The organism is Nocardioides sp. SRI_004, from assembly GCF_057586415.1.
Map to the genome: position 1 here is coordinate 1 of NZ_JBYCZV010000033.1, position 23,724 is coordinate 23,724.

At 72.8% G+C, this 23,724-nt stretch carries 19 protein-coding genes and 1 pseudogene; 5 read left to right on the plus strand and 15 right to left on the minus strand.

Features of this window, described 5'->3' with window-relative positions; all coding sequences use genetic code 11:
- The 9 genes from AC2YHB_RS25315 to AC2YHB_RS25355 all read right to left on the minus strand — a co-directional run.
- Positions 1-860, minus strand: an 860-nt coding sequence (locus tag AC2YHB_RS25315) for a serine/threonine-protein kinase (RefSeq protein WP_487354845.1), incomplete at its 3' end; no start/stop codon positions are given.
- Positions 861-1,009: 149 nt separating this feature from the next.
- Complete coding sequence (locus AC2YHB_RS25320) at positions 1,010-4,396, minus strand: pyruvate carboxylase (RefSeq protein ID WP_487354846.1); 3,387 nt, start codon at positions 4,394-4,396, stop codon at positions 1,010-1,012.
- Positions 4,397-4,448: 52 nt separating this feature from the next.
- Positions 4,449-5,780: a 2-oxo acid dehydrogenase subunit E2 gene (locus AC2YHB_RS25325; RefSeq protein WP_487354847.1), complete on the minus strand. Its 1,332-nt coding sequence runs from the start codon at positions 5,778-5,780 to the stop codon at positions 4,449-4,451.
- A gap of 23 nt (positions 5,781-5,803) precedes the next feature.
- Complete coding sequence (gene aceE, locus AC2YHB_RS25330) at positions 5,804-8,497, minus strand: pyruvate dehydrogenase (acetyl-transferring), homodimeric type (protein WP_487354848.1); 2,694 nt, start codon at positions 8,495-8,497, stop codon at positions 5,804-5,806.
- A 47-nt stretch (positions 8,498-8,544) separates the two neighbouring features.
- Positions 8,545-9,441 (minus strand): LysR family transcriptional regulator, encoded by an 897-nt coding sequence (locus AC2YHB_RS25335; RefSeq protein ID WP_487354849.1) that lies wholly within the window; start codon positions 9,439-9,441, stop codon positions 8,545-8,547.
- A 148-nt stretch (positions 9,442-9,589) separates the two neighbouring features.
- Positions 9,590-10,270, minus strand: coding sequence for a lipoyl protein ligase domain-containing protein (locus AC2YHB_RS25340; protein ID WP_487354850.1), 681 nt, complete (start codon positions 10,268-10,270; stop codon positions 9,590-9,592).
- Positions 10,271-10,304: 34 nt separating this feature from the next.
- The gene (locus AC2YHB_RS25345) at positions 10,305-11,087 is read right to left on the minus strand and encodes a DUF4261 domain-containing protein (protein ID WP_487354851.1); all 783 of its coding nucleotides are present in this window, start codon (positions 11,085-11,087) and stop codon (positions 10,305-10,307) included.
- 91 nt (positions 11,088-11,178) lie between these two features.
- Positions 11,179-11,733, minus strand: a complete 555-nt coding sequence (locus tag AC2YHB_RS25350; protein WP_487354852.1) for a YceI family protein — start codon at positions 11,731-11,733, stop codon at positions 11,179-11,181.
- A gap of 194 nt (positions 11,734-11,927) precedes the next feature.
- Positions 11,928-12,059, minus strand: coding sequence for a hypothetical protein (locus tag AC2YHB_RS25355; protein ID WP_487354853.1), 132 nt, complete (start codon positions 12,057-12,059; stop codon positions 11,928-11,930).
- 237 nt (positions 12,060-12,296) lie between these two features.
- On the opposite strand from AC2YHB_RS25355, the gene AC2YHB_RS25360 reads away from it, so the two are divergent.
- The 4 genes from AC2YHB_RS25360 to AC2YHB_RS25375 all read left to right on the plus strand — a co-directional run bounded on the left by AC2YHB_RS25360 (position 12,297) and on the right by AC2YHB_RS25375 (position 16,965).
- Positions 12,297-12,560 (plus strand): hypothetical protein, encoded by a 264-nt coding sequence (locus tag AC2YHB_RS25360; protein WP_207007445.1) that lies wholly within the window; start codon positions 12,297-12,299, stop codon positions 12,558-12,560.
- 12 nt (positions 12,561-12,572) lie between these two features.
- The gene (glmS, locus tag AC2YHB_RS25365) at positions 12,573-14,408 is read left to right on the plus strand and encodes a glutamine--fructose-6-phosphate transaminase (isomerizing) (protein WP_487354854.1); all 1,836 of its coding nucleotides are present in this window, start codon (positions 12,573-12,575) and stop codon (positions 14,406-14,408) included.
- Positions 14,409-14,483: 75 nt separating this feature from the next.
- The gene (locus tag AC2YHB_RS25370) at positions 14,484-16,211 is read left to right on the plus strand and encodes a DEAD/DEAH box helicase (protein WP_487354855.1); all 1,728 of its coding nucleotides are present in this window, start codon (positions 14,484-14,486) and stop codon (positions 16,209-16,211) included.
- Between the two features lie 187 nt (positions 16,212-16,398).
- Complete coding sequence (locus AC2YHB_RS25375; RefSeq protein ID WP_051932680.1) at positions 16,399-16,965, plus strand: aggregation-promoting factor C-terminal-like domain-containing protein; 567 nt, start codon at positions 16,399-16,401, stop codon at positions 16,963-16,965.
- An 82-nt stretch (positions 16,966-17,047) separates the two neighbouring features.
- Here the strand turns inward: AC2YHB_RS25375 and AC2YHB_RS25380 are convergent, their stop codons facing one another.
- Positions 17,048-17,965, minus strand: coding sequence for an NAD(P)/FAD-dependent oxidoreductase (locus tag AC2YHB_RS25380; RefSeq protein ID WP_487354856.1), 918 nt, complete (start codon positions 17,963-17,965; stop codon positions 17,048-17,050).
- Positions 17,966-18,031: 66 nt separating this feature from the next.
- Between AC2YHB_RS25380 and AC2YHB_RS25385 the strand changes: the two genes are divergently transcribed.
- A complete protein-coding gene (locus AC2YHB_RS25385; RefSeq protein ID WP_487354857.1) occupies positions 18,032-18,484 on the plus strand; it encodes a MerR family transcriptional regulator in 453 nt (150 codons plus the stop codon).
- Positions 18,485-18,502: 18 nt separating this feature from the next.
- Here the strand turns inward: AC2YHB_RS25385 and AC2YHB_RS25390 are convergent, their stop codons facing one another.
- The 5 genes and pseudogenes from AC2YHB_RS25390 to AC2YHB_RS25410 form a co-directional block, all read right to left on the minus strand.
- Positions 18,503-19,105, minus strand: a complete 603-nt coding sequence (locus tag AC2YHB_RS25390) for a class F sortase (protein WP_179648445.1) — start codon at positions 19,103-19,105, stop codon at positions 18,503-18,505.
- Between the two features lie 13 nt (positions 19,106-19,118).
- Positions 19,119-19,757: a class F sortase gene (locus tag AC2YHB_RS25395; protein ID WP_487354858.1), complete on the minus strand. Its 639-nt coding sequence runs from the start codon at positions 19,755-19,757 to the stop codon at positions 19,119-19,121.
- A 1-nt stretch (position 19,758) separates the two neighbouring features.
- Positions 19,759-20,898 (minus strand): class F sortase, encoded by a 1,140-nt coding sequence (locus AC2YHB_RS25400; RefSeq protein WP_487354859.1) that lies wholly within the window; start codon positions 20,896-20,898, stop codon positions 19,759-19,761.
- On the minus strand, positions 20,895-22,373 hold the full coding sequence (locus tag AC2YHB_RS25405; protein ID WP_487354860.1) for an FAD/NAD(P)-binding protein: 1,479 nt from the start codon (positions 22,371-22,373) through the stop codon (positions 20,895-20,897). The genes AC2YHB_RS25400 and AC2YHB_RS25405 overlap by 4 nt, the downstream gene beginning before the upstream one ends.
- Positions 22,374-22,469: 96 nt before the next feature.
- A pseudogene (locus AC2YHB_RS25410) lies at positions 22,470-23,724 on the minus strand (hypothetical protein); the annotation flags it as partial.

Genomic DNA, 23,724 nt, shown 5'->3' on the forward strand with positions numbered 1-23,724 from the left:
GAGATGTCCGGCGTCGCGGGGTACTCGTCCGGCACGACGAGGTCGTCGGCCAGCGCCGGGTCGGCCCAGCGCGCGACCAGCGAGCGCAGCGCCGGGTGGCCCAGCAGCGCGGTCGCGCTCGGCCGCTGCCCCGGGTCGTACGACGTCGCGGCGGCCACGATGTCGAGGACCGCGTCGTGCTCGGGGTTGCCGGTGCGCAGCGGCCCGACGTCGACCGGGTCGGGGGCGCCCTCGCTGGAGGGCCGCTTCCCGGTGAGCATCTCCAGCACGACGATGCCGAGGGCGTAGATGTCGGCGCTCGGGTCGGGATCCGCGCCGTGGTACTGCTCCGGCGGCATGTAGCCCGGGGTCCCGATGACCATCGCGACGTGGGTCAGCCGCGGCTCGTCGCTCGGCACCGCGATGCCGAAGTCGGTCAGCCGCAGGTGCGGTCGGCCAGCGCCGGTGGGCTCGAGGAGCAGGTTGCCCGGCTTGATGTCGCGGTGCACGATCCCGGCCAGGTGGACGGCCTCGAGCGCCTGCAGGGTCTGGTCGGTCAGCACCGCGATCCAGCGCGGCGGCAGGGTCCCGCCGTTGCGCTTCATCAGCCCCGACACCGACCCGCCGCGCACCAGCGGCATCGTGAAGAGCACCCGGTCGTCGACACCTGCCCACGACTGCGGCGTCACCACGTGGGTGTGGTCGATCCGCACCGACTGCTCGCGCACGAACCGCAGCAGCATCGCGGCATCCGTCTGGCGCAGCATCTTGGCCGCCTTGACGTCGCCGGCGGTCCGGTCGAGCACCCGCCACACCGTCCCCATGCCGCCCGCGGCAATGGGGTCGAGCAGCTCGTAGCGCCCTGCGAAGACCTCGCCCATGGCGGTGAGCCTATCCGTGTCCGGCCGCGCCCAATCCCGGCACGGGCCGGTCGGATCTGCCACGCACCTACCAGAATTGTCGGGCAACGGCCGTTGTGGCGACGATTCCGGTAGTTGCGTGGCTCACCAAGAGCCCCGCGTGCGAGAGCTCAGCCGAGCTCGAGCACCAGGTCCCCGCCCTCGACGGGCTGCGTGCCGCTGATCGCCAGCCGCTTCACGACACCGCCGACCGGCGCGGTGATGGAGGCCTCCATCTTCATCGCCTCGATCGTCGCGACCGTGTCGCCGGCCGCGACCGTGTCGCCGACGGCGACCGACGGGGTGACCGTGCCCTGGAACGGAGCGGCGACGTGGCCCTCGCGTGCCGGGTCGGCCTTCTCGGCGACGGGCACCTCGGCGGACACCGACCGGTCCCGCACGGAGACCGGGCGGAGTTGGCCGTTGATGGTGCACATGACCGTGCGGAAGCCGCGCTCGTCGGGCTCGCTGACCGCCTCGACGCCGAGCAGGAGGGTGACGCCCTCCTCGAGCTCGACCTCGTGCTCCTCGCCCTGGGACAGGCCGTAGAGGTAGTCGCGGGTCGGCAGGACCGACACGTCGCCGTACGCCTGGCGGGCCTCGTCGAAGGCCCGGGTGGGTGCGGGGAAGAGCAGCCGGTTGAGGGTATGACGACGATCGGTCTCCAACGCCGCGGCGTCCTCGTCGGACAGCACCGGCTCGGGCGCCGTCCACGACTTGCCGGCCAGGGCCTTCGAGCGGAACGGCTCGGGCCAGCCGCCCGGCGGGTCGCCGAGCTCGCCGTTGAGGAAGCCGACGACGGAGTCGGGGATGTCGAAGCGACCGGGGTCGGCCTCGAACGCGGCCGGGTCGGCGCCGGCGGCGACCAGGGACAGGGCGAGGTCGCCGATCACCTTCGACGACGGGGTCACCTTCGGGACGTTGCCGAGGATCCGGTTGGCGGCGGCGTACATGTCCTCGACCTGCTCGAACTTCTCGCCGAGGCCGAGCGCGATCGCCTGCTGGCGCAGGTTGGAGAGCTGGCCGCCGGGGATCTCGTGCGTGTAGACGCGGCCGGTCGGGGCCGGCAGGCCGGACTCGAAGGGTGCGTAGAGCCGGCGGGTCGCCTCCCAGTAGGGCTCGAGGGCGTTGACGCCGTCGAGCGAGAGACCCGTGGTCCGCGGCGAGTGGTCGGTGGTGGCGACCAGCGCGGACAGGGCCGGCTGCGACGTCGTACCGGACATCGAGGCGCAGGCCGCGTCGACCGCGTCCACGCCGGCGTCGATCGCGGCGAGCAGGGTGGCGAGCTGGCCGCCGGGGGTGTCGTGCGTGTGCAGGTGCACCGGCAGGTCGAAGCGCTCGCGCAGCGCGGTGACCAGCGTCCGCGCGGCGGGGGCCCGGAGCAGGCCGGCCATGTCCTTGATCGCCAGCACGTGCGCCCCGGCGTCGACGATCTGCTCGGCCAGGCGCAGGTAGTAGTCGAGCGTGTAGAGCCTCTCGCCCGGCGAGGACAGGTCGCCGGTGTAGCAGAGCGCGACCTCGGCGACCGTCGTGCCGGTCGCGCGCACCGCGTCGATCGCGGGCCGCATCTGCGAGACGTCGTTGAGCGCGTCGAAGATCCGGAAGACGTCGATGCCGGTGGCGGCCGCCTCCTCGACGAAGGCCTCCGTCACCGCCGTCGGGTACGGCGTGTAGCCGACCGTGTTGCGCCCGCGGAGCAGCATCTGCAGGCAGATGTTGGGCACGGCCTCGCGCAGCGCGGCGAGCCGCTCCCACGGGTCCTCGGCGAGGAAGCGGAGCGCGACGTCGTAGGTCGCGCCGCCCCAGGCCTCCAGCGACCACAGCTCCGGCGTGAGCCGGGCGACGTGGTCCGCGACGCCGAGCAGGTCGATGGTGCGCACGCGGGTCGCGAGCAGCGACTGGTGGGCGTCGCGGAAGGTGGTGTCCGTGACCGCGACGCCGGTGCGGGCGCGCAGCTCGGCGGCGAAGGCCTCCGGGCCCACGGCGAGCAGCTGCTGGCGGGAGCCGTCCGGGACGGGGAGCGACAGGTCCAGCGCCGGCAGCTTGGACGCCGGGTCGACCGAGGCCCGCGCGGCGCCGTACGGCTTGTTGACGGTGACGTCCGCGAGGAAGGCGAGCAGCTTGCTGCCGCGGTCGCCGGAGCCGCGGGCCTGGAGCAGCTGCGGGTGGGTCTCGATGAACGAGGTCGTGACGCCGCCCGCGACGAAGTCGGGGTCCTCGAGGACCGCCTGCAGGAAGGGGATGTTCGTGGAGACGCCGCGGATGCGGAACTCCGCCACCGCGCGCCGCGCCTTCTCGGCGGCCTTCTCGAAGGTCCGGCCGCGACAGGTCAGCTTCGCGAGCATCGAGTCGAAGTGGGCGGAGACCTCGGCGCCGGTGTAGACGGTGCCGCCGTCGACGCGGACGCCGCCACCGCCGGGGGAGCGGTAGGTCGTGATCACGCCGGTGTCGGGACGGAAGCCGTTGGCGGGGTCCTCGGTGGTGATCCGGCACTGCAGCGCGGAGCCGCGCAGCACGATCTCGGACTGGGCCAGGCCGAGGTCGGCCAGCGTCTCGCCGGCCGCGATCCGCATCTGCGACTGCACGAGGTCGACGTCGGTGACCTCCTCGGTCACCGTGTGCTCGACCTGGATGCGGGGGTTCATCTCGATGAAGACGTAGTTGCCGGCGGGGTCGAGCAGGAACTCCACGGTGCCGGCGTTCTTGTAGCCGATCTCGCGCGCGAAGCGCACCGCGTCCGCGCACATCCGGTCGCGGATCCCCGGGTCCAGGTTGGGCGCCGGGGCGATCTCCACGACCTTCTGGTGGCGCCGCTGCACGGAGCAGTCGCGCTCGTAGAGGTGGATCGTGCCCTCGTCCGTGCCGGTGCCGTCGGCGAGGACCTGCACCTCGATGTGGCGCGGGTCGACGACGGCCTGCTCGATGAAGACGGTCGGGTCGCCGAAGGCCGCCTCCGCCTCGCGCATGCAGGTCTCGATCGCCTCGCGCAGCTGGGCCCGGTCGTCGACGCGACGCATGCCGCGGCCGCCGCCACCGGCGACGGCCTTGACGAAGAGCGGCGCCGGGATGGCCTCCGCCGCCGCGACGAGGGCGTCGACGTCGGTCGACGGGTCGACGCTCTGCAGGGTCGGTACGCCGGCCGCCTTGGCCGCCGCGATCGCGCGCGCCTTGTTGCCGGTCAGCTCCAGCACCGTCGAGTCCGGCCCGATGAAGGTGATGCCGGCCTCGGCACAGGCCTCGGCGAGCGCCGGGTTCTCCGACAGGAAGCCGTAGCCGGGGTAGATCGCGTCCGCCCCGCAGGCCACCGCCGTCGCGACGATGGCCTCCGGGTCGAGGTAGGCCCGCACCGGGTGCCCCCGCTCACCGATCTCGTAGGCCTCGTCCGCCTTCAGCCGGTGCTCCGAGCCCCGGTCCTCGTGGGGGAAGACGGCGACCGTCCTGATCCCCAGCTCGTAGGCGGCGCGGAAGGCGCGGATCGCGATCTCGCCGCGGTTGGCGACAAGGACCTTGGTGAACATCGGTGCTCCTGGGGGTGGTCGGAACCTCGGTGTGGAACGGTCGGGCGGTCCGTCAGAGGACCAGGCGGCGTACGTCGGCGGCAAGGTGTGCCAGGTGCGCCGTGAAGCGGGCCGCGAGGGCGCCATCGATCACGCGGTGGTCGTACGAGAGGCACAGTGGCAGTATCAGGCGCGGAACGAAAGCCTCTCCGTCCCAGACCGGAGCCATCTTCGAGCGTACGACGCCGAGGATGGCCACCTCGGGCGCGTTGACGATCGGCGTGAAGTGGGTGCCGCCGATGCCGCCCAGGCTGCTGATCGTGAAGGTCGCGCCCTGCATGTCCGACGCGCTGAGCTTGCCGTCGCGTGCCTTCGCCGACAGCTCGCCGAGGTCGCGGCTGAGCTCGCCGATGCCCTTGCGGTCGACGTCCTTGACCACGGGCACGACCAGGCCGTCGGGGGTGTCGACGGCGACGCCGATGTTGACGTAGTCCTTGAGCACGAGGTCCTCGCCCGACAGCGAGCTGTTGAGCTCGGGATACTTCCGCAGCGCCGACGCCGAGGCCTTCAGCAGGAAGCTCAGCAGCGTGACCCGGTAGCCCTCGGCCTTCGCGGCCGCGTCGAGCTCGCGGCGGTAGGCGTCGAGGTCGGTGATGTCGGCCTCGTCGGCGTGGGTCACGTGCGGGACGTTGAGCCACGAGCGGTGCAGGTGCGGGCCCGACAGCTTCTTGATCCGCGAGAGCGGGACGGTGCGGACCGGGCCGAACTTCGAGAAGTCGACCTCGGGGATCGGCGGGATGCCGGTGCCGCCGGCCGCAGCCGCCGGGGCGAGGGACTTCTCGTAGTGCCCGAGCAGGTCCTGCTTGGTGATCCGGCCCTTCGGGCCGGAGCCGCTCACGGCGGCCAGGTCGACCTCGAGCTCGGTCGCGAGGCGGCGTACCAGCGGGGTGGCCCGGACGTTGCCGGACTCGGTGGTCGAGGAGGGCGCCCCAGCGCCCGTCTCGAGACCCGGCGAGGTGGTGCTGGGACTGTCGGTGGTCGGCTCGGGCGTCGACGTCCCGGGGTCTCGAGACGCCCCCACCTCTTGCTGGTCTACGTTCGGCTGGCCAATGGCCTCCTCGACCACCGGGGTGGCGGTCTCCTCGACCACCGGGGCCGGGGCGGGCTCCGCGGCACCGGCGACCTCGGCGATCGCGATGACACTGCCCTGGCCGACCTTGTCGCCGATGGCGACGGACAGGGACACGATCGTCCCGTCGACGGGCGAGGGCACCTCCATCGTGGCCTTGTCGGTCTCGAGGGTGATGAGCGGGTCCTCGGCGCGTACCTCCGTGCCCGGGGTGACGAGCACCTCGATCACGGGTACGTCGGTGAAGTCGCCGATGTCGGGAACGCGAATCTCCATGGGGCTCTCCACTGTTGCTGTCCTCACGCGTGGGCCGGGTCGGGCCGGTCGGGGTCGATGCCGTACTTCTCGATCGCCTGGGCGACCACGTCGCCGGGGACGGTGCCCTCGGCAGCCAGGCTGCTGAGCGCCGCGACGACGACGTGGTGGCGGTCCACCTCGAAGTGGTGGCGCAGGTTGCGCCGGTAGTCGGAGCGGCCGAAGCCGTCGGTGCCCAGCACCGTGTAGCGTCCCGGCACGAACGGGCGGATCTGGTCGGCGTACGACTTCATGTAGTCGGTGGCCGCGACGACCGGCACCGGCTTCGCGCCCAGGCACTGCTCGACGTACGACGTCCGCTGCTCCTCGAGCGGGTGGAGCATGTTCCAGCGCTCGGTCGCCAGCCCGTCGCGGCGCAGCTCGGTGAAGCTGGGCGCACTCCAGACGTCGGCCTTGATGCCGAAGTCGGCGGCGAGCAGGTCCGCGGCGGCCACGACCTCGTTGAGGATGGTGCCGGAGCCGAGCAGGTTGACCTTCGCGTTGCCGCGGCCCTTGCCGGCCTTGAGGCGGTAGAGCCCCTTGAGGATGCCCTCCTCGACGCCCTCCGGCATGGCCGGGTGCTCGTAGTTCTCGTTCATGAGCGTGAGGTAGTAGAAGACGTCCTCCTGCTCGACGTACATCCGGCGCAGGCCGTCGGCGACGATGACCGCCAGCTCGTAGGCGTAGGTCGGGTCGTAGGAGACGCAGTTGGGGATCATCGCGGCCTGGAGGTGGCTGTGGCCGTCCTCGTGCTGCAGGCCCTCGCCGTTGAGCGTGGTCCGGCCGGCGGTGCCGCCGAGGAGGAAGCCTCGCGCCCGCATGTCGCCGGCGGCCCAGGCGAGGTCGCCGATCCGCTGGAACCCGAACATCGAGTAGTAGATGTAGAACGGGATCATCGGGGTGTCGTTGGTGGAGTACGACGTCGCGGCGGCGATCCACGACGACATGGCGCCGGCCTCGTTGATGCCCTCCTGGAGGATCTGCCCGCTGGCGTCCTCCTTGTAGAACATCAGCTGGTCGGCGTCCTCCGGCGTGTAGAGCTGGCCGCTCTGCGCCCAGATCCCCACCTGGCGGAAGAGGCCCTCCATGCCGAAGGTGCGCGCCTCGTCGGGGACGATCGGGACGACTCGCTTGCCGACCTCCTTGTCGCGCAGCAGCTTCGTCAGGATCTGGACGAACGCCATCGTCGTCGAGATTGCACGGCCGTTCGAGCCGGCGGTCTGGCCGAACGCCTCGACGCCCGGGACCTCCAGCGCGGCGGACTTCTGCCGACGCTGCGGCAGGTAGCCGCCGAGCTCCTTGCGTCGGGCGTGGAGGTAGGTGTGCTCCTCCGAGCCCTCCGCGAAGGACAGGTAGGGCAGGTCGAGCAGCTGCTCGTCGCCGATCGGGATGGAGAAGCGGTCGCGGAAGGCGCGCAGCGCGGGCTCGGCGACCTTCTTGGCCTGGTGGCTGATGTTCATCGCCTCGCCGGCCGCGCCGAGGCCGTAGCCCTTGACGGTCTTCGCGAGTACGACGGTGGGCGAGCCGGTGTGGGCGTTCGCGGCCGCGTAGGCGGCGTACACCTTCTGCGGGTCGTGGCCACCGCGGGTCAGGCGCCAGATCTCGTCGTCGCTCCAGTCCTTGACCATCTCCTTGAGCACCGGGTCGGTGCCGAAGAAGTGCTCGCGGACGTAGCCGCCGTCCTTGGACTTGAAGGTCTGGTACTCGCCGTCGACGCACTCCATCATCCGGCGCTTCAGCGCACCGGTGGTGTCCTGGGCGAGCAGCTGGTCCCAGCCGGAGCCCCAGATCAGCTTGACGACATTCCAGCCGGCGCCGCGGAAGACGCCCTCGAGCTCCTGGATGATCTTGCCGTTGCCGCGCACCGGGCCGTCGAGGCGCTGCAGGTTGCAGTTGACGACGAAGACGAGATTGTCGAGCTTCTCCCGCGCCGCCATCGAGATCGCTCCGAGCGACTCCGGCTCGTCGGTCTCGCCGTCGCCGAGGAAGGCCCACACCTTGCGGCCGGCGGTGTTGGCCAGGCCGCGCGCGTGGAGGTACTTGAGGAAGCGGGCCTGGTAGATCGCCATCAGCGGGCCCAGGCCCATGGAGACGGTCGGGAACTGCCAGAAGTCGGGCATCAGCCAGGGGTGCGGGTACGACGACAGCCCCTTGCCGCCGGTCTCCTGGCGGAAGTTGTCGAGCTGCGCCTCGGTGAGCCGGCCCTCGAGGAACGCCCGGGCGTAGATGCCGGGGGAGAGGTGGCCCTGCACGTAGACGAGGTCGCCCCCGTGCTCCTTGCCGGGCTCGTCGGTCGCGGCGTGCCAGAAGTGCTGGAAGCCGACGTCGTAGAGGGTCGCGGCGGACTGGAAGCTGGCGAGGTGGCCGCCCAGCTCGGTCGAGTCCTTGTTGGCGCGCAGCACCATGGCCAGCGCGTTCCAGCGGATCGCGGAGCGGATCCGGTGCTCCACGGCGCGGTCGCCCGGGTGGGTCGGCTCGTCCTCGGGGGCGACGGTGTTGACGTAGGGGGTCGTGGCGACGAACGGGACGCGCGAGCCCAGCCGTTGCGCCTCCTCCATGACCTGGTCGAGGAGGAACTTCGTGCGCTCCTCGCCCTCGAACTCCAGGACGGCGGCGAGGGCGTCGCGCCACTCCTGGGTCTCGGCGGGGTCGATGTCCGGCATCCGTGTCCTCCGGTCGGTGGTGATGGGCGTCACCATCGTGCGTGAGGATCCGGAATGCGTCCAATGCCTAGTTCGGACTCAAATCATGCGTCTGTGACATGGATCTTCCGGCTGGTCCGGAGCGCGTGCTCACGGAAGTGCTCGGACGCCGGCGGCAGCCGCCGGTCCTTGACCCACGCCAGGCCGATCTCGCGGGAGGCGTTGACGTCGGTGATCTTCAGCGAGGGCGCGGTCGCGGCGGCGCTGCCGCGCAGCTCGGGCAGCAGGGCCACCCCGAGGCCCGCCGAGACGAGGCCGCGGATGGTCTCGACCTCCTCGCCCTCGAACCCGATCCGCGGCTCGAAGCCGACCTGCCCGCACAGGTCCTCGGTCACCGCGCGCAGGCTGAAGCCCGGCTTCAGCACGATGAACTGCTCGTCCGCGACGTCCGCCAGCCGCGCCGTACGACGGGTGGCGAGCCGGTGGTCCGGCGGGACCACGAGCCGCAGCGGCTCCAGGAAGAGCCGCCGGCCCTCCAGCGGCGCGAGCTGCGGGCGGTCGCCGGTGACCGCCAGGTCGACCACGCCGTTGAGCAGGTCGTCGACGAGGCCGGCGTCGCCGTGCTGGCGCAGGTCGAAGCGGACGTTCGGCCGCTGCGTGCGGAACTCCCGGATCAGCTCCGGGACCAGCCACGTGCCCAGCGTGTGCAGGAAGGCCAGCGGCACGAACCCGCCGTCCGGGGCCGTGGCATCCTGCACCGAGCGGACCCCACGCTCGTAGGCGTCGAGGGTGTCGCGAGCATGCCGCACCAGCTCCCGCCCAGCCGGGGTGAGGACGAGGCCGCGGCCGACGCGCTGCAGCAGCGGCGTACCCACGTCCCGCTCGAGGCGGGCCAGCGCCCGCGACACCGCCGGCTGCGTGCGGTGCGCGCGCTCGGCCGTCTCGGTGACGGTCTGCCCGTCGGCGACCGCGAGGAATGCACGGATGGTGTCGAGGTCCACCCATCCATGTTGTCAGCGCATGGGTCGTCAGGCGAGGGGCTCTTTCCCTGCTGGTCGAGCGTGGTCGGTGGCACGGGGTCGCCGGCGATGGCGTCATACGAATCGAGCGTCATCGCGCACGGTTCGCATGACGTCCCCTCGCTCGCGGCTACTCGACCGGCGTGCGCCCGGACCCGAGCAGCTCGGCGACGATCGCGGAGCGGAGCGCGTCGAGGTGGTCGCCCACGCCCGTGGCGCGGGTGGCGAGGTCCGCGGCCGCGGCGGTCCGGTCGGCGTCGGAGAGGTCGAGCAGGTCGAGGACGTCGTGCGCGTCCCACCGGTCGTAGGCGATGCACTGGAAGCGCGCCCCGGCGCGGGTGCGGCGCTGGGAGATGCCGACGAGCTTGCGGTCGCCGACCAGCACCTCGCCGGGCCCGAGCGCCGCGAAGCAGACCAGCCGTCCCCACGGCGTCTGCTCCAGGCCGCCGCGGTAGAGGCGGGTGTCGATCCCGAGCGAGGCGAACGCGCGCTGCCAGGCCTCGCCCAGCCAGTACGTCGCCTCCCGCACGTCGTCGCTCCACCGCTCGTCGTGGGGCGGCAGTACGACGTCCACCCACACGCAGCGCGCCGGGTCGACGTACACGGCCCCACCGCCGCTGCGCCGCTTGGCGACGGCGATGCCGGCCCGCTCGGCGGCGGCGAGGTCGGCGATCGACTCCTGCTGCGCGCTCCCGAGCACGAGCCCGCGGCCGGGCGGCCGGTAGGACCAGGCCTCGGCCTCCGGCAGGTCGTCGGGGATCGGGCGGGCGTGGAAGTCCGCGATCGACCCGGTGAGCTCGAGCAGCCGCATGGGCCGGATTGTGCCGCAGGCTCGCGGCGGCGGGTCAGGCGCGCCGGAACAGGCCGCGCCTGCGCGGGCTCGCGCCGGGCTCGAGGCGCAGCACGGTCACGCCGGGGTCGTACGCCGACGGGGCGTGCCGGACGACGATCTGCTCCCGGGCGCTGCCGCCGACGGTGTCGCCGTCGGCGATCACCCCGCCCTCGGCGAGCTGGTACTGCGCCAGCCCGTGGAGCTGCTCGAGCGTCTCGCCCGCGTCGCGGCCCGTCGACGGGATCTCCACGTCCATCAGGCCGAGGGCGCCGAGCCCGCGGGTGTGGCCCGTCAGCTGCCCGTCGGGGTGGGCGCCGACGTTGCAGGCGACCCACGTGAGCATCAGCGAGGAGGGTTGCCCGTCGAGGGCGAGCTCACGGAAGGCGGCCGGCAGGACCACATGGTCGGCCGGCGCCCACAGCACGGCGCGGATCGTCGGGTCGAGCGCGACCATCGACGCGACGGCCTTCGTGAGCAGCGCGGCGCCGTCCCGGCCGGCGTCGGCGGGGAAGGTCGTCACCAGCGTGTGGCGGGTGTGGTCGAGCGGCGGCGGGACGGTCGGCGGCCAGAGCCGGCTGTGGGCGCAGTACGCCGCGAGGTCGTCCGGGTAGGGCGCGTCGATCGTGGACCACAGGACCGAGAGGCCGTCGTGGGCGAGCGAGCCGTCGCCCGGCACCAGCCGCGCGTTGTCGAGGTCGCGCCAGTCGGCCAGCAGCCGCACGGCGAGCGCCGTGCTGCTGATCCGCTCCCGGTCGGGCTCGGGGGCATCCTGGACGAGGACCGCGAGCAACGTCATGGTCCGACCCTAGGCCCGAACGCGACGACGCCCGGCTGGATCCGCAGATCCGGCCGGGCGTCGTACGACGCAGGGGGTGCGCCCCGGGGCGTCAGGCGGTCTTGATCGCCGAGATGTCGAACTCGAGCTTGACCTTCTCGGAGACGAGGACGCCGCCGGTCTCGAGCGCGGCGTTCCAGGTCAGGCCCCAGTCCTTGCGGTTGACGGTGACGTCACCCTCGAAGCCCACGCGGACGTTGCCGAACGGGTCCTTGGCGGAGCCGTTCTCCTCGAACTCGATGGTGACCGGCTTGGTGACGTCCTTGATGGTCAGGTCGCCGGTGATGGTCCACTCGTTGCCGTCGCGGCTGACCTCGGTGGAGACGAACTTCCACTCGGGGTACTGCGCCACGTCGAAGAAGTCGGGGGACTGCAGGTGACCGTCGCGGTCGGCGCTGCCGGTGCTGACGCTGGCCGGGTTGATGGTCAGCGTGACCGAGGAGGCGGCGGGGTTGGCGGTGTCGATGTGGGCGGTGGCGCTCCAGTCGCTGAACTGGCCGCGGACCTTGGTGACGACCGCGTGGCGGGCCACGAAGCCGAGGCGGCTGTGGGCGACGTCGAGGGTGTAGTCGCCGGAGATGTCGGTGAGGGCTGCGTTCTCGGTCATGGGGACTCCTTGGGTGCTGTCGTGGATGTTTGAAACGTCAAGCAATAGAGCAATGGTGACACGTCAACCATTCCGTGGCAAGGGGTGACCTGGGTCACGGAGGTGAACATCTGTGGTCGGTACCCGATCGGCGCCGGGAAAACAGCGAAGGCGCCCCGCGGATGCGGGGCGCCTTCGGGCTGTCTGGGGGTGTGTCAGGCGGCGTGAGCTGCCGGGGTCGGCTGGCCGACCTCGATCCACACGGCCTCCATGTGGGTGCGGCCGCTGGCGTCGGTCACGGGAACCCAGCGCATCTCGAGCCGGGTCGACACTTCGGTGTTGGTCATGAGACACCTCCTGTTCACCTTGTGTTCACCAGAGTAGCACGTTCTCCACCGCGCGCCACCGGAACGGGGATCCAGCGCCTCCCTGCTCCACCTGGACCACGAATGAGCCCTCTCGCGGGGGCTGCCCGCTCCACCCCGGGTGTCCGCTGCCCGGGGCCCGCTTTCGGTGCAGTCAGTTCCTGCCCGATTTCGGGCAGGAACTTGAGTTTCGCTCGTTCTGGATGCACGCTCGGCGATGTGTACGTCGACCCGCGGCTCGTCCGCCACGTGGAGGAGAGCAGCGGGCTCACCACCGCCGAGGCGTCACGGCTCGTCGAGGACGTCCTGTCCTTCCACGACGAGCCGGTCGAGGACTGGGTCCGGCGACGGCACGCGGAGCTGAAGACCTACGGCGGCAGGAACGCCGAGATCTTCGCTCGACTCCAGGAGGAGCTGCGCGGCCACGTCGTGGCCGCGCCCGAACTCTCCGAGCGCCAGCTGCGCCGGATGATCTACGGATAGAGGCGGATTCACATGTGCGGCATCGTCGGATACATCGGTGGGCAGCAGGCGGCCCCCCTCCTGCTCGAGGGCCTGACCCGGCTGGAGCACCGCGGCTACGACTCGGCCGGCCTCGCGGTCCTCGGCTCCAGCGGGATCAAGGTCGCCAAGCAGGCCGGCCGCGTCCGCGACCTCGGCGACGGCCTGCCGAAGCGCTTCGGCGGCAAGATCGGCATCGGGCACACCCGCTGGGCGACCCACGGCCCGGCCAACGACGTCAACGCCCACCCGCACACCGACGAGGCGGGCCGCGTGGCCGTCGTCCACAACGGCATCATCGACAACGCCGCCGCGCTGCGGGCCGAGCTGTCCGGGGCCGGGGTCGAGCTGGCCTCCGACACCGACACCGAGGTGCTCGCCCACCTCATCGCCCGCTCGGGTGCCAAGACCCTCGAGGCGCGGACCGCCGAGGCGCTGTCCCGGGTCGAGGGCACCTATGGCATCGCGGTCACCCACGCCGACTTCCCGGACCGGATCGTCGTGGCCCGCAACGGCAGCCCGCTGATCATCGGCGTCGGCGACCACGAGATGCACGTCGCGTCCGACCTCGCGGCCGTCGTCCGCTACACGACGACCGTCGCCCACCTCGACGACGGCGAGATGGCGACCGTGACCGCGGGCGGCTTCAAGACCTGGCGCATCGACGCCTCCGGCCTCTCCGCCACCGACCGCCGGGCCAAGGAGGTCGACATCGACCCCGAGGCGTACGACGCCGGCGACCACGAGTCCTTCATGCACAAGGAGATGCTCGAGCAGCCCGCCCGCGCCGAGGCGGTCCTCCGCGGCCGGCTGGACGACAAGTTCGGCACCGGCCACCTCGGCGGCCTCAACCTCGACGCCCGCGAGCTGCGCGCGGTCAAGCGGGTCAAGATCCTGGGCTGCGGGTCGGCGTACTACGTCGGTCAGATGGGCGCCTCGCTCATCGAGGAGCTGGCCCGGATCCCCGCCGACGCCGAGGCGGCCAGCGAGTTCCGCTACCGCAACCCGATCGTCGAGCCGGACACGCTGTACGTCGCGGTGAGCCAGTCCGGCGAGACCATCGACACCCTGCTCGCGGTCCAGGAGATCCAGCGCAAGGGCGGCTTCGTGATCGGCCTGGTCAACGTGGTCGGCTCGGCGATCGCCCGCGAGGTCGACGGCGGCATCTACCTGCACGCCGGCCCGGAGGTCGCGGTGGCCTCGACCAAGGCGCTGACCAACATGTACCTCGCCTTCGCGATGCTCGCCGTCCAGCTCGGCCGGGTGCGCGACCTCTCCATCGCCGACGGCCGCCGGCTCATCGCCGGCCTCAACGCGATCCCGGGCCAGATCGACCAGGTGCTCGCCGCGGAGCCGGAGCTCGCGGTCGTCGCGAAGTCGCTGGCCGAGGCGGAGAGCCTGTTCTTCATCGGGCGGGTGCGCGGCTTCCCCGTGGCCCGCGAGGGCGCGCAGAAGTTCAAGGAGATCAGCTACCGCCACGCCGAGGCCTACCAGACCAGCGAGCTCAAGCACGGCCCGCTCGCGCTGATCTCCGCCGCGGTGCCGACCGTCGCGATCGTCCCCGACGACGAGCTCGTCGAGCGCAACGTGGCCGCCCTGCACGAGATCGCGGCCCGGGGCGGCCCGCTCACGGTGGTCACCCACGCCGGCGTCGACCTGGGTGACCTGGCGGGCAAGGTCGAGCGGATCGACGTACCGAAGAACGAGCGCGAGCTCGACCCGATCCTGCTGACCATCCCGCTGCAGGTGCTCGCCTACCACGCCGCGCTGTCGCTGGGCCACGACATCGACAAGCCCCGCAACCTCGCGAAGTCCGTCACCGTGGAGTGAGCGCGGCACGGGCGTGACGCACGGCACCGCGCCGACGATCCGGCGTGAAATGCCTCACGCCACTACCCTTGTCGGGTGAGTGAGACCGCTGAGAACGAGACCACGACTTTTGCCGACCTCGGCCTCGGCGACCGGATCCTGCAGGCGCTGACCGACGTCGGCTACGAGACGCCGTCGGCGATCCAGGCGCAGACGATCCCGCACCTGCTCCAGGGGCGCGACGTGATGGGCCTCGCCCAGACCGGCACCGGCAAGACGGCGGCCTTCGCGCTGCCGATCCTCGACCAGCTCGACCTCACCCAGCGTCGTACCGAGGGACAGCCGCAGGCGCTGGTGCTCGCGCCGACGCGCGAGCTGGCCCTGCAGGTCTGCGAGGCGTTCGAGAAGTACGCCGCCAACCTGCGCGGCGTCAGCGTCCTCCCCGTCTACGGCGGCCAGGGCTACGGCGTCCAGCTGTCCGCGCTGCGCCGTGGCGTCGACATCGTCGTCGGCACGCCGGGCCGGATCATGGACCACCTCGAGAAGGGCACGCTCGACCTCACCGAGCTGCGCTTCCTCGTCCTCGACGAGGCCGACGAGATGCTCAACATGGGCTTCGCGGAGGACGTCGAGACGATCCTCGCCGACACCCCGGCCGACAAGCAGGTCGCGCTCTTCTCGGCCACGATGCCGAAGCAGATCCGCGCGCTGTCGCAGACCTACCTCAAGGACCCGGTCGAGATCGCCATCGAGCGCAAGACCCGGACCGCCGAGAACATCCGGCAGCGCTACCTGATCGTCAGCTACCCGCAGAAGGTCGACGCGCTGACCCGGATCCTCGAGGTCGAGAACTTCGAGGGCGCCATCGTCTTCGTCCGCACGAAGAACGAGACCGAGACCCTCGCCGAGAAGCTGCGCGCCCGCGGCTACAGCGCCGCCGCCATCAACGGCGACATCGTGCAGGCGCAGCGCGAGCGGACCGTCAACCAGCTCAAGGACGGCAAGCTCGACATCCTCGTCGCGACCGACGTCGCCGCGCGCGGCATCGACGTGCCCCGGATCAGCCACGTCTTCAACTACGACATCCCGACCGACACCGAGGCCTACGTGCACCGGATCGGCCGCACCGGCCGTGCCGGCCGCAGCGGTGACGCGATCTCGTTCATCACCCCGCGCGAGCGCTACCTCCTCAAGCACATCGAGAAGGCCACCCGCTCCACCCTCGAGCAGATGCAGCTCCCGAGCGTCGACGCGATCAACGAGTCGCGGCTGAGCCGCTTCGACGACCAGATCACCGCCGCGCTCGAGTCGCCGAGCATCTCCTTCTTCCGCGACGTGGTGAGCCACTACATCAAGGAGCACGACGTCCCCGAGGTCGACGTCGCCGCCGCCCTGGCGATCGTGATGCAGGGCGACACCCCGCTCCTCCTCGAGCCCGAGCCCGAGCCGGAGCGCCGCCCCCGCCGCGAGTACGACGACCGCGACGACCGTCGCGGTGGTGACCGCTCCGACCGGGGCGACCGCGGCGACCGGGGCGGGCGCGACCGTGCGCCGCGCTCCGGCGGCAACTTCCAGGCCTACAAGATCCAGGTCGGCAAGCGGCACCGCGTCGAGCCCCGCCAGATCGTCGGCGCGCTCGCCAACGAGGGCGGCCTCGACCGTCGCGACTTCGGCAAGATCACGATCCGGCCGGACTACTCGATCGTCGAGCTGCCCGCGCAGCTCAGCCCGGACCAGTGGGAGCGGCTGAAGAACACCCGGATCAGCGGCAAGCTCATCGAGCTGGCGAAGGACTACGGTCCGCCTAAGCGGTCACGCGGCTGAGTGGCGCCTGCTGCGCGCCGCGATGCACGCGCGCTGGCTGCGTTGCCGACGCTCGACGTGCGCCCAGCATGCCTTCGCGACGGCGCCTTGCCATCGCACGCGCCTCACGGCGCTCGCGACGGCGCCACTCAGCCGCGTGACCGCAATCGGTCGCGCAAGCCCCGCGACTGACGTACGGTCGACTCCCATGGGGGGTCGGTCCGTGCTGTGCGCCGCCGTCGCGCTGCTCGCGACCGCGTGCGGGACCGCGGCGAGCCCTGAGGCCGCTCCCGACCCGGCACCGCCGACGAGTGCCGCGCCGACCCCGACGCCGACACCGCGCACGGACGAGCTCTCGCGGTCCGGTGCCCGGGCCGACGTACCGGACGTCGAGATCATGGCGCAGCTCGCCCGCCGGGCCGAGCGGATCGCGAAGAACCTCCCGCAGGCGCCGATCCCGGCCGACGTGGACCGCGGCTCCAACCGGGCGCTCGGCTACCAGCTGATGATCGAGTTCGGCTTCCCCGAGGAGCAGTGGGCCTACCTCGACGCGCTCTGGCACCGCGAGTCCGGCTGGAACCACCTCGCCGAGAACCCGAGCTCCGGCGCCTACGGCATCCCCCAGTCGCTGCCCGGCACCAAGATGGCCGTCGTCGGCAGCGACTGGCGCACCAACCCGGAGACCCAGATCAACTGGGGCCTGGCCTACATCGGCGCCCGCTACGGCACGCCCCAGAAGGCGTGGGCGCACTCCGAGGCCGTCGGCTGGTACTGACCGCTCGGGATAGTCCCGGACGAAAAGCACCAGAATCGCCGGGGACTCGGTGCTTTTCGTCCGGGACTATCCCGGCGGCGCGTCAGGCGATCCGGGCCAGCGCGGCGTCCTGCACGCAGGCGGCGGCCGCGACCAGGCCGCCCGACGCGGCCACCAGCACCGAGGCCATCGGCATCGGGAGACCCGGGCCCTGGGCCATGTCGCCGGCGGCGTACACGCCGGGGACGCTGGTCCGGCCGAAGGCGTCGACCACGACCGCGCCCGTCTCGGACAGCTCGAGGCCGAGCTGGCCCGCGTGCGGTGCGGCCAGCGCCCAGTCGGTCTTGACGAAGAGCCCGCCGAGCGCGACCGGCTCCTCGCCGGCGACGTCGACGAGGAGCCCCTCGCCCTCCCGGTGTACGGCGACCACGGCGCCCGCCACGACCGGGACCCCGAGCCGGGCGAGGCTCGCCGTCGTGGCGTCGTCGAGCTCGCCCCCGTGGGCGAGGACGACCACCTCGCGCGCGATCGGCCCGACCATCGACGCCATCGCGGCGACGTGCGGCGCGGAGCCGAGGATGCCGACGCGGGTGCCCGCGAACTCGTGGCCGTGGCAGAACGGGCAGTGGGCGACCAGGTCGCCGAACTCCTCCGCGACGCCCGGGACGTCGGGGAGGGTGTCGCGCACGCCGCTCGCCAGCAGCACCCGGCGCGCACGCACCGGCTCCTCGCCGGCGAGCTCGAGGACGAAGTCGCCGAGCCCACCCGAGATGCGGAGCACCTCGGCGTCGCGGAGCTCGACGTCGTCGTACGCCTCGGCGTCCTTGCGGGCGGCCGTGCGCAGCTCGGCCGGCGGGGCGCCGTCGTGGCCGAGGAAGTTGTGCATGTGGCCGGTCGGGTCGTTGCGGTAGCGGTCGGTGCCGAGCACCAGGGTGCGCTGGTGCATCCGGCCGAGGGTCTGTGCGGCCTGCAGCCCGGCCGATCCGGCGCCGATGACGGCGACGTCGTGGATGTCATTCATGGTGATCCCTTTCCTGCACGAGTCCGTGGGTTGACGCTGGTCACGAGCATGTGACTTCATGTGGACATGAAGTCAAGCCGTCGTGACATCCGCTGGTCGATCGGCGACCTCGCCGAGCGCTTCGAGCTCGAGACCCACGTGCTGCGGCACTGGGAGGAACGGGGCCTGCTGGCGCCGGAGCGCGACGCCGCCGGTCGTCGCGTGTACGGCGAGGACGACGCCTACCGCGTGGCGACGATCATCGCCAGCAAGGCCTCCGGGATGAGCCTCGAGCAGATCCGGACGCTCGTCGACGCCTCCACCGACGGGCGGCGCGACGCACTGCGCGCCCACCTCGACGAGCTCGACCGGCGCCAGGCCGAGCTCGAGCGCTCACGCCACCTCACCCAGCACGCGCTGGAGTGCCGCGCCCACGACATCACCACCTGCCCCGGCTTCCAGGCGCACGTCGAGGACATCGTCGCCGGTACGACGAGGGGCCTCCCGCTGCTCGCCCGGCACGCGTCGACCCACGGCTGACGGGGTCGGTCCGCAGGCTCAGTCGGCGACCGCCGTGACGACCGCGTTGCCGAGCGGGTCGCCGCGGTGCAGCGGGCCGCCGGTGCTGATCAGGCGCAGCTCGGGGCGGGTGGTCCGGGAGAACACGTGCTTCGCGGGGAACCGGCCCTGGGGGTAGTAGGCGATGCCGGTGACCCGGTAGTCGACGCTCCGGCCGTCCTTGCGGCGCAGGGTCACCACGTCGCCCTCGCGCAGCCGGGCCAGCCCCTTCAGCACGCCCGGCTCACGGGTGGTGCGGGCGATGTAGCCCGTCACCACGGTGATGCCGGCCTCGCCGGGCGTCGCCGACGTGGCGTCCCAGCCGGTGGCGCGCAGCGGCGGCAGGGCGAGCGTCGCGCCGTCGTCAGCGGCCCGCAGCACGCGCACCTTCGCGGTGACGTCGAGCCGGTCGATGTGGATCCGCACCGGGCGCGACGCGGGCAGCGTGGCGGCGGTGGCCCCGGTCGTCGGCGCGGACTCGGGCTCCGGGGAGGCCGTCGTACCGCCTCCGAACGCGACGGCGCCGACGCCGAGGACCAGGCAGGCGGCGAAGCCCGCGACGACGACGCGTCGCTGGCGGCTGACGGTGGACGTGCTGGTCATGGGGCCCTCCGGTTCAGGCGGTCGTGAGGTGGGTGAGGTGGGCGAAGACGACGACATTGGAGAGGTAGTCGTCGGTGGCGTGGTCGAAGGTGCCGCCGCAGGTGATCAGCCGGAGCTCGGGGCGGGTCGTGGCGCCGTACACGCGGCGGGTGGGGAAGGCGGACTTGGCCACCACGTCGACCCGGTCGACGGTGAAGGTCGCGCGCCGGCCGTCGTCGCGGTCGACCACGACCCGGTCGCCGCGGCGCAGCTCGCGCAACCGGTAGAAGACGGCCGGCCCCGAGCGGGAGTCGACGTGCCCGGCCAGGACCGAGGGCCCGGCGTCGCCGGGAACGGGGGATCGGTCGTACCAACCCGCGGTGTCGGCCTTCCTCATGGGTGGCACCTCGAGCTCGCGGCGGGCCGTGAGCCCGAGCCGCAGGAGGCCGGTGTCGATGCCGATCCGGGGGACCCGCAAGCGCACGGGCCGACTCCCTGCCGTCGCTTGTGGGGCGGGGGCGGGCTGCTCCGCCACGACCGTGCCCGGGCGGTCCGCCGTCGTCGCGTCGTCGTCCGTCAGCGCGAGGAGGGCGAGCCCCAGCGCGACCCCCGACGCGAGCACGGCGGCGCGCCGCCCGACCCGGCGCCGCGGAGGGGTACGCCGGGCGCCCATGTCAGCCCTTGGCCGGCGCCTGCACCATCATCACCGCGCGGGCGAAGACGATGGTGTTGCGGCCGGACGAGTCGTCGTAGCCGACCAGCCGCAGCAGCGGGTCCTCGGCGGCGCCGTACACCTTCCGGGTCGGGAAGAAGCGGGCGTCCACCTCGGCGACGCGGTCGACGGTGAAGAAGACCTGGCTGCCGTCGGCGCGGACGATCCGGAGCGACTGGCCGGGAGCGGCCTTCTCGAGACCGGCGAACGCCCCGTCGACGGAGCCGATGAGCACGGCCGGACCCGCCTGTCCCGGAGCGACGCCCCGGCTGAACCAGGCGGGCTTCGCGGGATCCGGCGCGACCAGCACGCCCGAGGCGTCCTGGCGGACCTTCGCCAGCGACGCGGACAGGTGGGCGGCGGGGAACTCGATCGACGTCGGACGGACGCGGTGGTGGGTGTTCCACGTGCGGTCGTCGGCGCCGTGGTGCGCCATGTCCGCGGACATCGCGTCCCCGCCGCCGGGGCCGCCCGGCCCGGTGTCGCTGGCCGCCGAGGTCGTCGGCTCGCGGTCGAAGAGCGGCGCGAGGAAGACGATCGAGCCGACGACGCCGACGAACAGCGCGAGCATCGCGAGCTGCCGGTGGCCCGGGCGCAGGCCGGGGAAGATGGTGCCGATCGACAGCCTGGTCCGCGCCGGCTGGCTGGCCGGCTCGGGCGTCGACGCGGCGGCCGGTCGGGCGAGGGGCAGGGCACCGGCCAGGCGCTGGCCCTGGTGCCGCCACCGGGGCAGCAGGACGGGCAGCACGGCCGCGCGGGCCGCGAGCATCCCGCCCCACACCAGCGTGAAGAAGGCCAGGTGGGTGCCCGGCGGCGCCGCCGCGTCGAACGCCCGGAGCACCAGCCACGACCCGGCGGCCTCGGGGAGCCACGACAGGAGCGTCAGCAGCCGCGGCCAGTCGCGGTCCCAACGGCGCTCCTGAACGGCCTGGAAGAGCGCGTCCCAGCCGCAGCCGAGGACGGTGATCGCGGCGAGGCCGCGCAGGGCGTCCCCCCACCCCAGTGCGCCGAGCAGGATCGCCGCGAGCAGGGACAGGGGGACGCCGACGAGGAGGCTGAGCGCCAGCCGGGTCTGCAGGCGTCCGGCGAGGGTGGGGGTCACAGCGACGTCCCTCCGATCCACTGGAACCAGCCGCGGGCCGACCGCAGCGGGGTGAGGGGGGCGCCGACGCCGGCCGCGGCCAGCGTGTCGGCGACGGACAGCGCCGCCTGCTGCAGCCCCAGGAACGAGTCGACCGGGCCGAGCAGCGCCCCACGGGCGGTGCTCCCGGTCGCGAACATCCGCCCGTCGCCGCTGGCGCCGCCGTCGACCGCCCACTGCTCGTCGACCCGCAGGCCGCCGAGGGCGTTGGTGGTGACCGGGCTGAAGGCGACGAGGTCCGCGACGAGCGGGTGGGCCGCGGTGTCGGAGTCGAGGCCGACAGCGTCGAAGAAGTGCTCCCCGTTCACCGTCATCCGCTTGCCGTTCTGCAACCGGACGCTCGCCGAGACCCGGCCGTCCTGCTCGGTGATGCGGTCGACCTCGCCGACCACGGCGTCGTACCAGCCCTCGGCGCGGGCGGCGGCGAGGGGATCGCGGCGGTGGGGGCGCACGGACGCGGCACCGAGCTCCTCGATGGCCGCGCCGCGGGCGGGATCGTCGAGGGTGGCCAGCTCGTCGCGCAGGCTCCCGGTGTACGCCGAGCGCGGGAAGTCGAGCGCCTGGTGGCGAAAGCCCAGGCGCTCGTCGCGGCCGCTCGAGCCGTCCGGCCAGCTGCGCACGACGTGCCATACGTGGAGGTCGCGGCCGTGGCGCTCCCGCGCCTCGGTCAGGCGTCGGAGCAGCTGCAGCGCGGCCTCGCCGGCGCCCCGGACGATCACGTCGCCCCCGCGCCGGGCGACGGTCGCGAGCGCGGCGTCGTTGTCGTCGTACGCGGTGGTCAGGAGGGTGCTGTCGGGGAACTGCTCGCGGTACGCCGCGACCTCGGGCGTGACCCGCGGCCCGGGGCTGCCGAGCGCCAGGTGGACGTGGTCGCAACGGATCGCCGCGAGCTCGCCGCGCTCGCGGACGATGACGAAGTAGCCGCCGCCGCTGCGCTTGAAGAGGTACTCCGCCGGGACCCGCGTCGTCATCGCACGCCAGCCGATCCGCCGGGCCTCGCGGTCCAGTGCGTCGCGGACGATCCCGACGGTCGGGCGGTACCCGTCGCCGTACACGCCCTCGAGGAGGAGCTGGGCGAGGGGACGGAGGCTGCGGGCACGACGGGCCTCGTGGCCGGCGTACCCGGGGAAGCCCCAGAGGTTGTCGAGGCGGGCCGCGGACTCGCTGCGCAGGCGGCTGTCGTCGTCGAGGCCGAGGGCCGCACAACGTGCGAGGAATGCGGCGCCGGGGGAGGTGGCGTCGCCGACGACCACGATCTCGTCGGTGGGCAGGCCGGCGACCCGGAGGCGGTCGACCAGCGCGAACGACCCGAGGCCGCCGCCGATCGTCGCGACCGTCGCCGTGCGGGTGACCGGGATGGTGGTGGCGGCGAGCTGCTCGTCGCTGACGAGCCGTTCGGCGTCCTGGGTCGCGGGCTTCTCGGGGGAGATGGTCATCGGGGGCCTCTCGGAAGGAGGGGACGTGCGGGGGACTGACGGGGTGCGGCGGAAGGGAGGAGGCGCCGCACCCCGTCAGCGGGTGCCCGGGCTGGGTCAGCGCGAGCTGTGGGTACGCACGCGCTGGGCCACGACGGCACCAGCGCCTGCGAGGAGGAGCAGCCAGACGAGGAGGTTGCCCTCGTCGTCCTGCTCGTGACCGACGACCGGCACCTCAGCCGCCGTGCCGCCGCCGCCGGCCTCCACGCCCCCGCGGGGCATGGGGAAGCCGCCGTCGGCCGGGTGGCCGTGGCCCTGGCCGGTCATGCCGTCCGGAGCCGGTACGCCGCCGACGATCGCGCCGTCGGACGTCCCGGTGCCGGAGTGCACCGAGCCGCCGGCGTGGGCCGCCGGGACCCCGCCCGACATCCCACCGGAGTGGGCGCCGGGCATCCCGCCGGAGTGGGCGCCCGGCATGCCGCCGGATGCTCCGCCGCCGGGCGTCCCGCCGGACGGGCCGGCGTGACCACCGGCGTGGCCGCCGGTGCTGGGCGCGACACCCGAGAGCCGGAGTGCCCGGACCGACGTCGTACTCCCACCGTCGGCGGTCGCAGCCGACACCTGGACCGGTGTGGTCTGCGCACCGACGCGCGGGACGACCCGCCCACGGCAGGTGGTCGACTCGCCCGGGGCGAGCTCGGTCTCCGTGCAACGGATGTCGCCGGAGCCGACCTGGCCGGACAGCCCGGTCACGTCCACGTCACCGGTGTTGGTCACGTCGAACTCCACCGTCGCCGCCTTGTGGGCCTCGGCGTCCAGTGACCCGGGGGCGTCGGCGGCCTTGCCGTTGACGGTCGGGTCGGTGATCGCCAACGGACCGTTGTCGCCGGACCCGCCGGGGTCGTCCGACCCGCCGGGGTCGTCGGACCCGTGACCGTCGGAGCCGTGGCCGTCCGAACCGTCGTCGCTCGGCGTCACCGGGTAGGCCACGCCGTCGATCGTCACGGTGCCGTTCTTGACGGGGTACGCGACCCCGTCCACGGTGGCCGAGCCGTCCGCGACCGGGTAGGTCACGCCGTCAACGGTGATGCTCCCGCTCGCCTGGCCGTCGGATCCGTCGGGCCCCCCAGACCCGTCGGTGCCGCCGGAGGTGGTGACCGGGTAGCTCACGCCGCCGATGGTGACGGTGCCGTTCTTGACGGGGTACTTGACCCCGCTGATGGTGACGGTGCCGTTCTTGACGGGGTAGGTGACGCCGCCGACCTTGATGGTGCCGTTGGTGGTGTCGCCCGGGTTGTCGGTCCCGCCGTCGGTGGGGGTGACCGGGTAGGCCACGCCGCCGATGGTGACGGTGCCGTTCTTGACCGGGTAG

What these genes read in the sequence shown, in the direction of transcription:
- AC2YHB_RS25320 (WP_487354846.1), bottom strand. Translation starts at nt 4,396, where the DNA reads ATGTTCACCAAGGTCCTTGTCGCCAACCGCGGCGAGATCGCGATCCGC.
- AC2YHB_RS25325 (WP_487354847.1), bottom strand. Translation starts at nt 5,780, where the DNA reads ATGGAGATTCGCGTTCCCGACATCGGCGACTTCACCGACGTACCCGTG.
- aceE (WP_487354848.1), bottom strand. Translation starts at nt 8,497, where the DNA reads ATGGTGACGCCCATCACCACCGACCGGAGGACACGGATGCCGGACATC.
- AC2YHB_RS25340 (WP_487354850.1), bottom strand. Translation starts at nt 10,270, where the DNA reads ATGCGGCTGCTCGAGCTCACCGGGTCGATCGCGGACTTCCACGCCCGC.
- AC2YHB_RS25345 (WP_487354851.1), bottom strand. Translation starts at nt 11,087, where the DNA reads ATGACGTTGCTCGCGGTCCTCGTCCAGGATGCCCCCGAGCCCGACCGG.
- AC2YHB_RS25350 (WP_487354852.1), bottom strand. Translation starts at nt 11,733, where the DNA reads ATGACCGAGAACGCAGCCCTCACCGACATCTCCGGCGACTACACCCTC.
- AC2YHB_RS25355 (WP_487354853.1), bottom strand. Translation starts at nt 12,059, where the DNA reads ATGACCAACACCGAAGTGTCGACCCGGCTCGAGATGCGCTGGGTTCCC.
- glmS (WP_487354854.1), top strand. Translation starts at nt 12,573, where the DNA reads ATGTGCGGCATCGTCGGATACATCGGTGGGCAGCAGGCGGCCCCCCTC.
- AC2YHB_RS25375 (WP_051932680.1), top strand. Translation starts at nt 16,399, where the DNA reads ATGGGGGGTCGGTCCGTGCTGTGCGCCGCCGTCGCGCTGCTCGCGACC.
- AC2YHB_RS25380 (WP_487354856.1), bottom strand. Translation starts at nt 17,965, where the DNA reads ATGAATGACATCCACGACGTCGCCGTCATCGGCGCCGGATCGGCCGGG.
- AC2YHB_RS25385 (WP_487354857.1), top strand. Translation starts at nt 18,032, where the DNA reads ATGAAGTCAAGCCGTCGTGACATCCGCTGGTCGATCGGCGACCTCGCC.
- AC2YHB_RS25390 (WP_179648445.1), bottom strand. Translation starts at nt 19,105, where the DNA reads ATGACCAGCACGTCCACCGTCAGCCGCCAGCGACGCGTCGTCGTCGCG.
- AC2YHB_RS25395 (WP_487354858.1), bottom strand. Translation starts at nt 19,757, where the DNA reads ATGGGCGCCCGGCGTACCCCTCCGCGGCGCCGGGTCGGGCGGCGCGCC.
- AC2YHB_RS25405 (WP_487354860.1), bottom strand. Translation starts at nt 22,373, where the DNA reads ATGACCATCTCCCCCGAGAAGCCCGCGACCCAGGACGCCGAACGGCTC.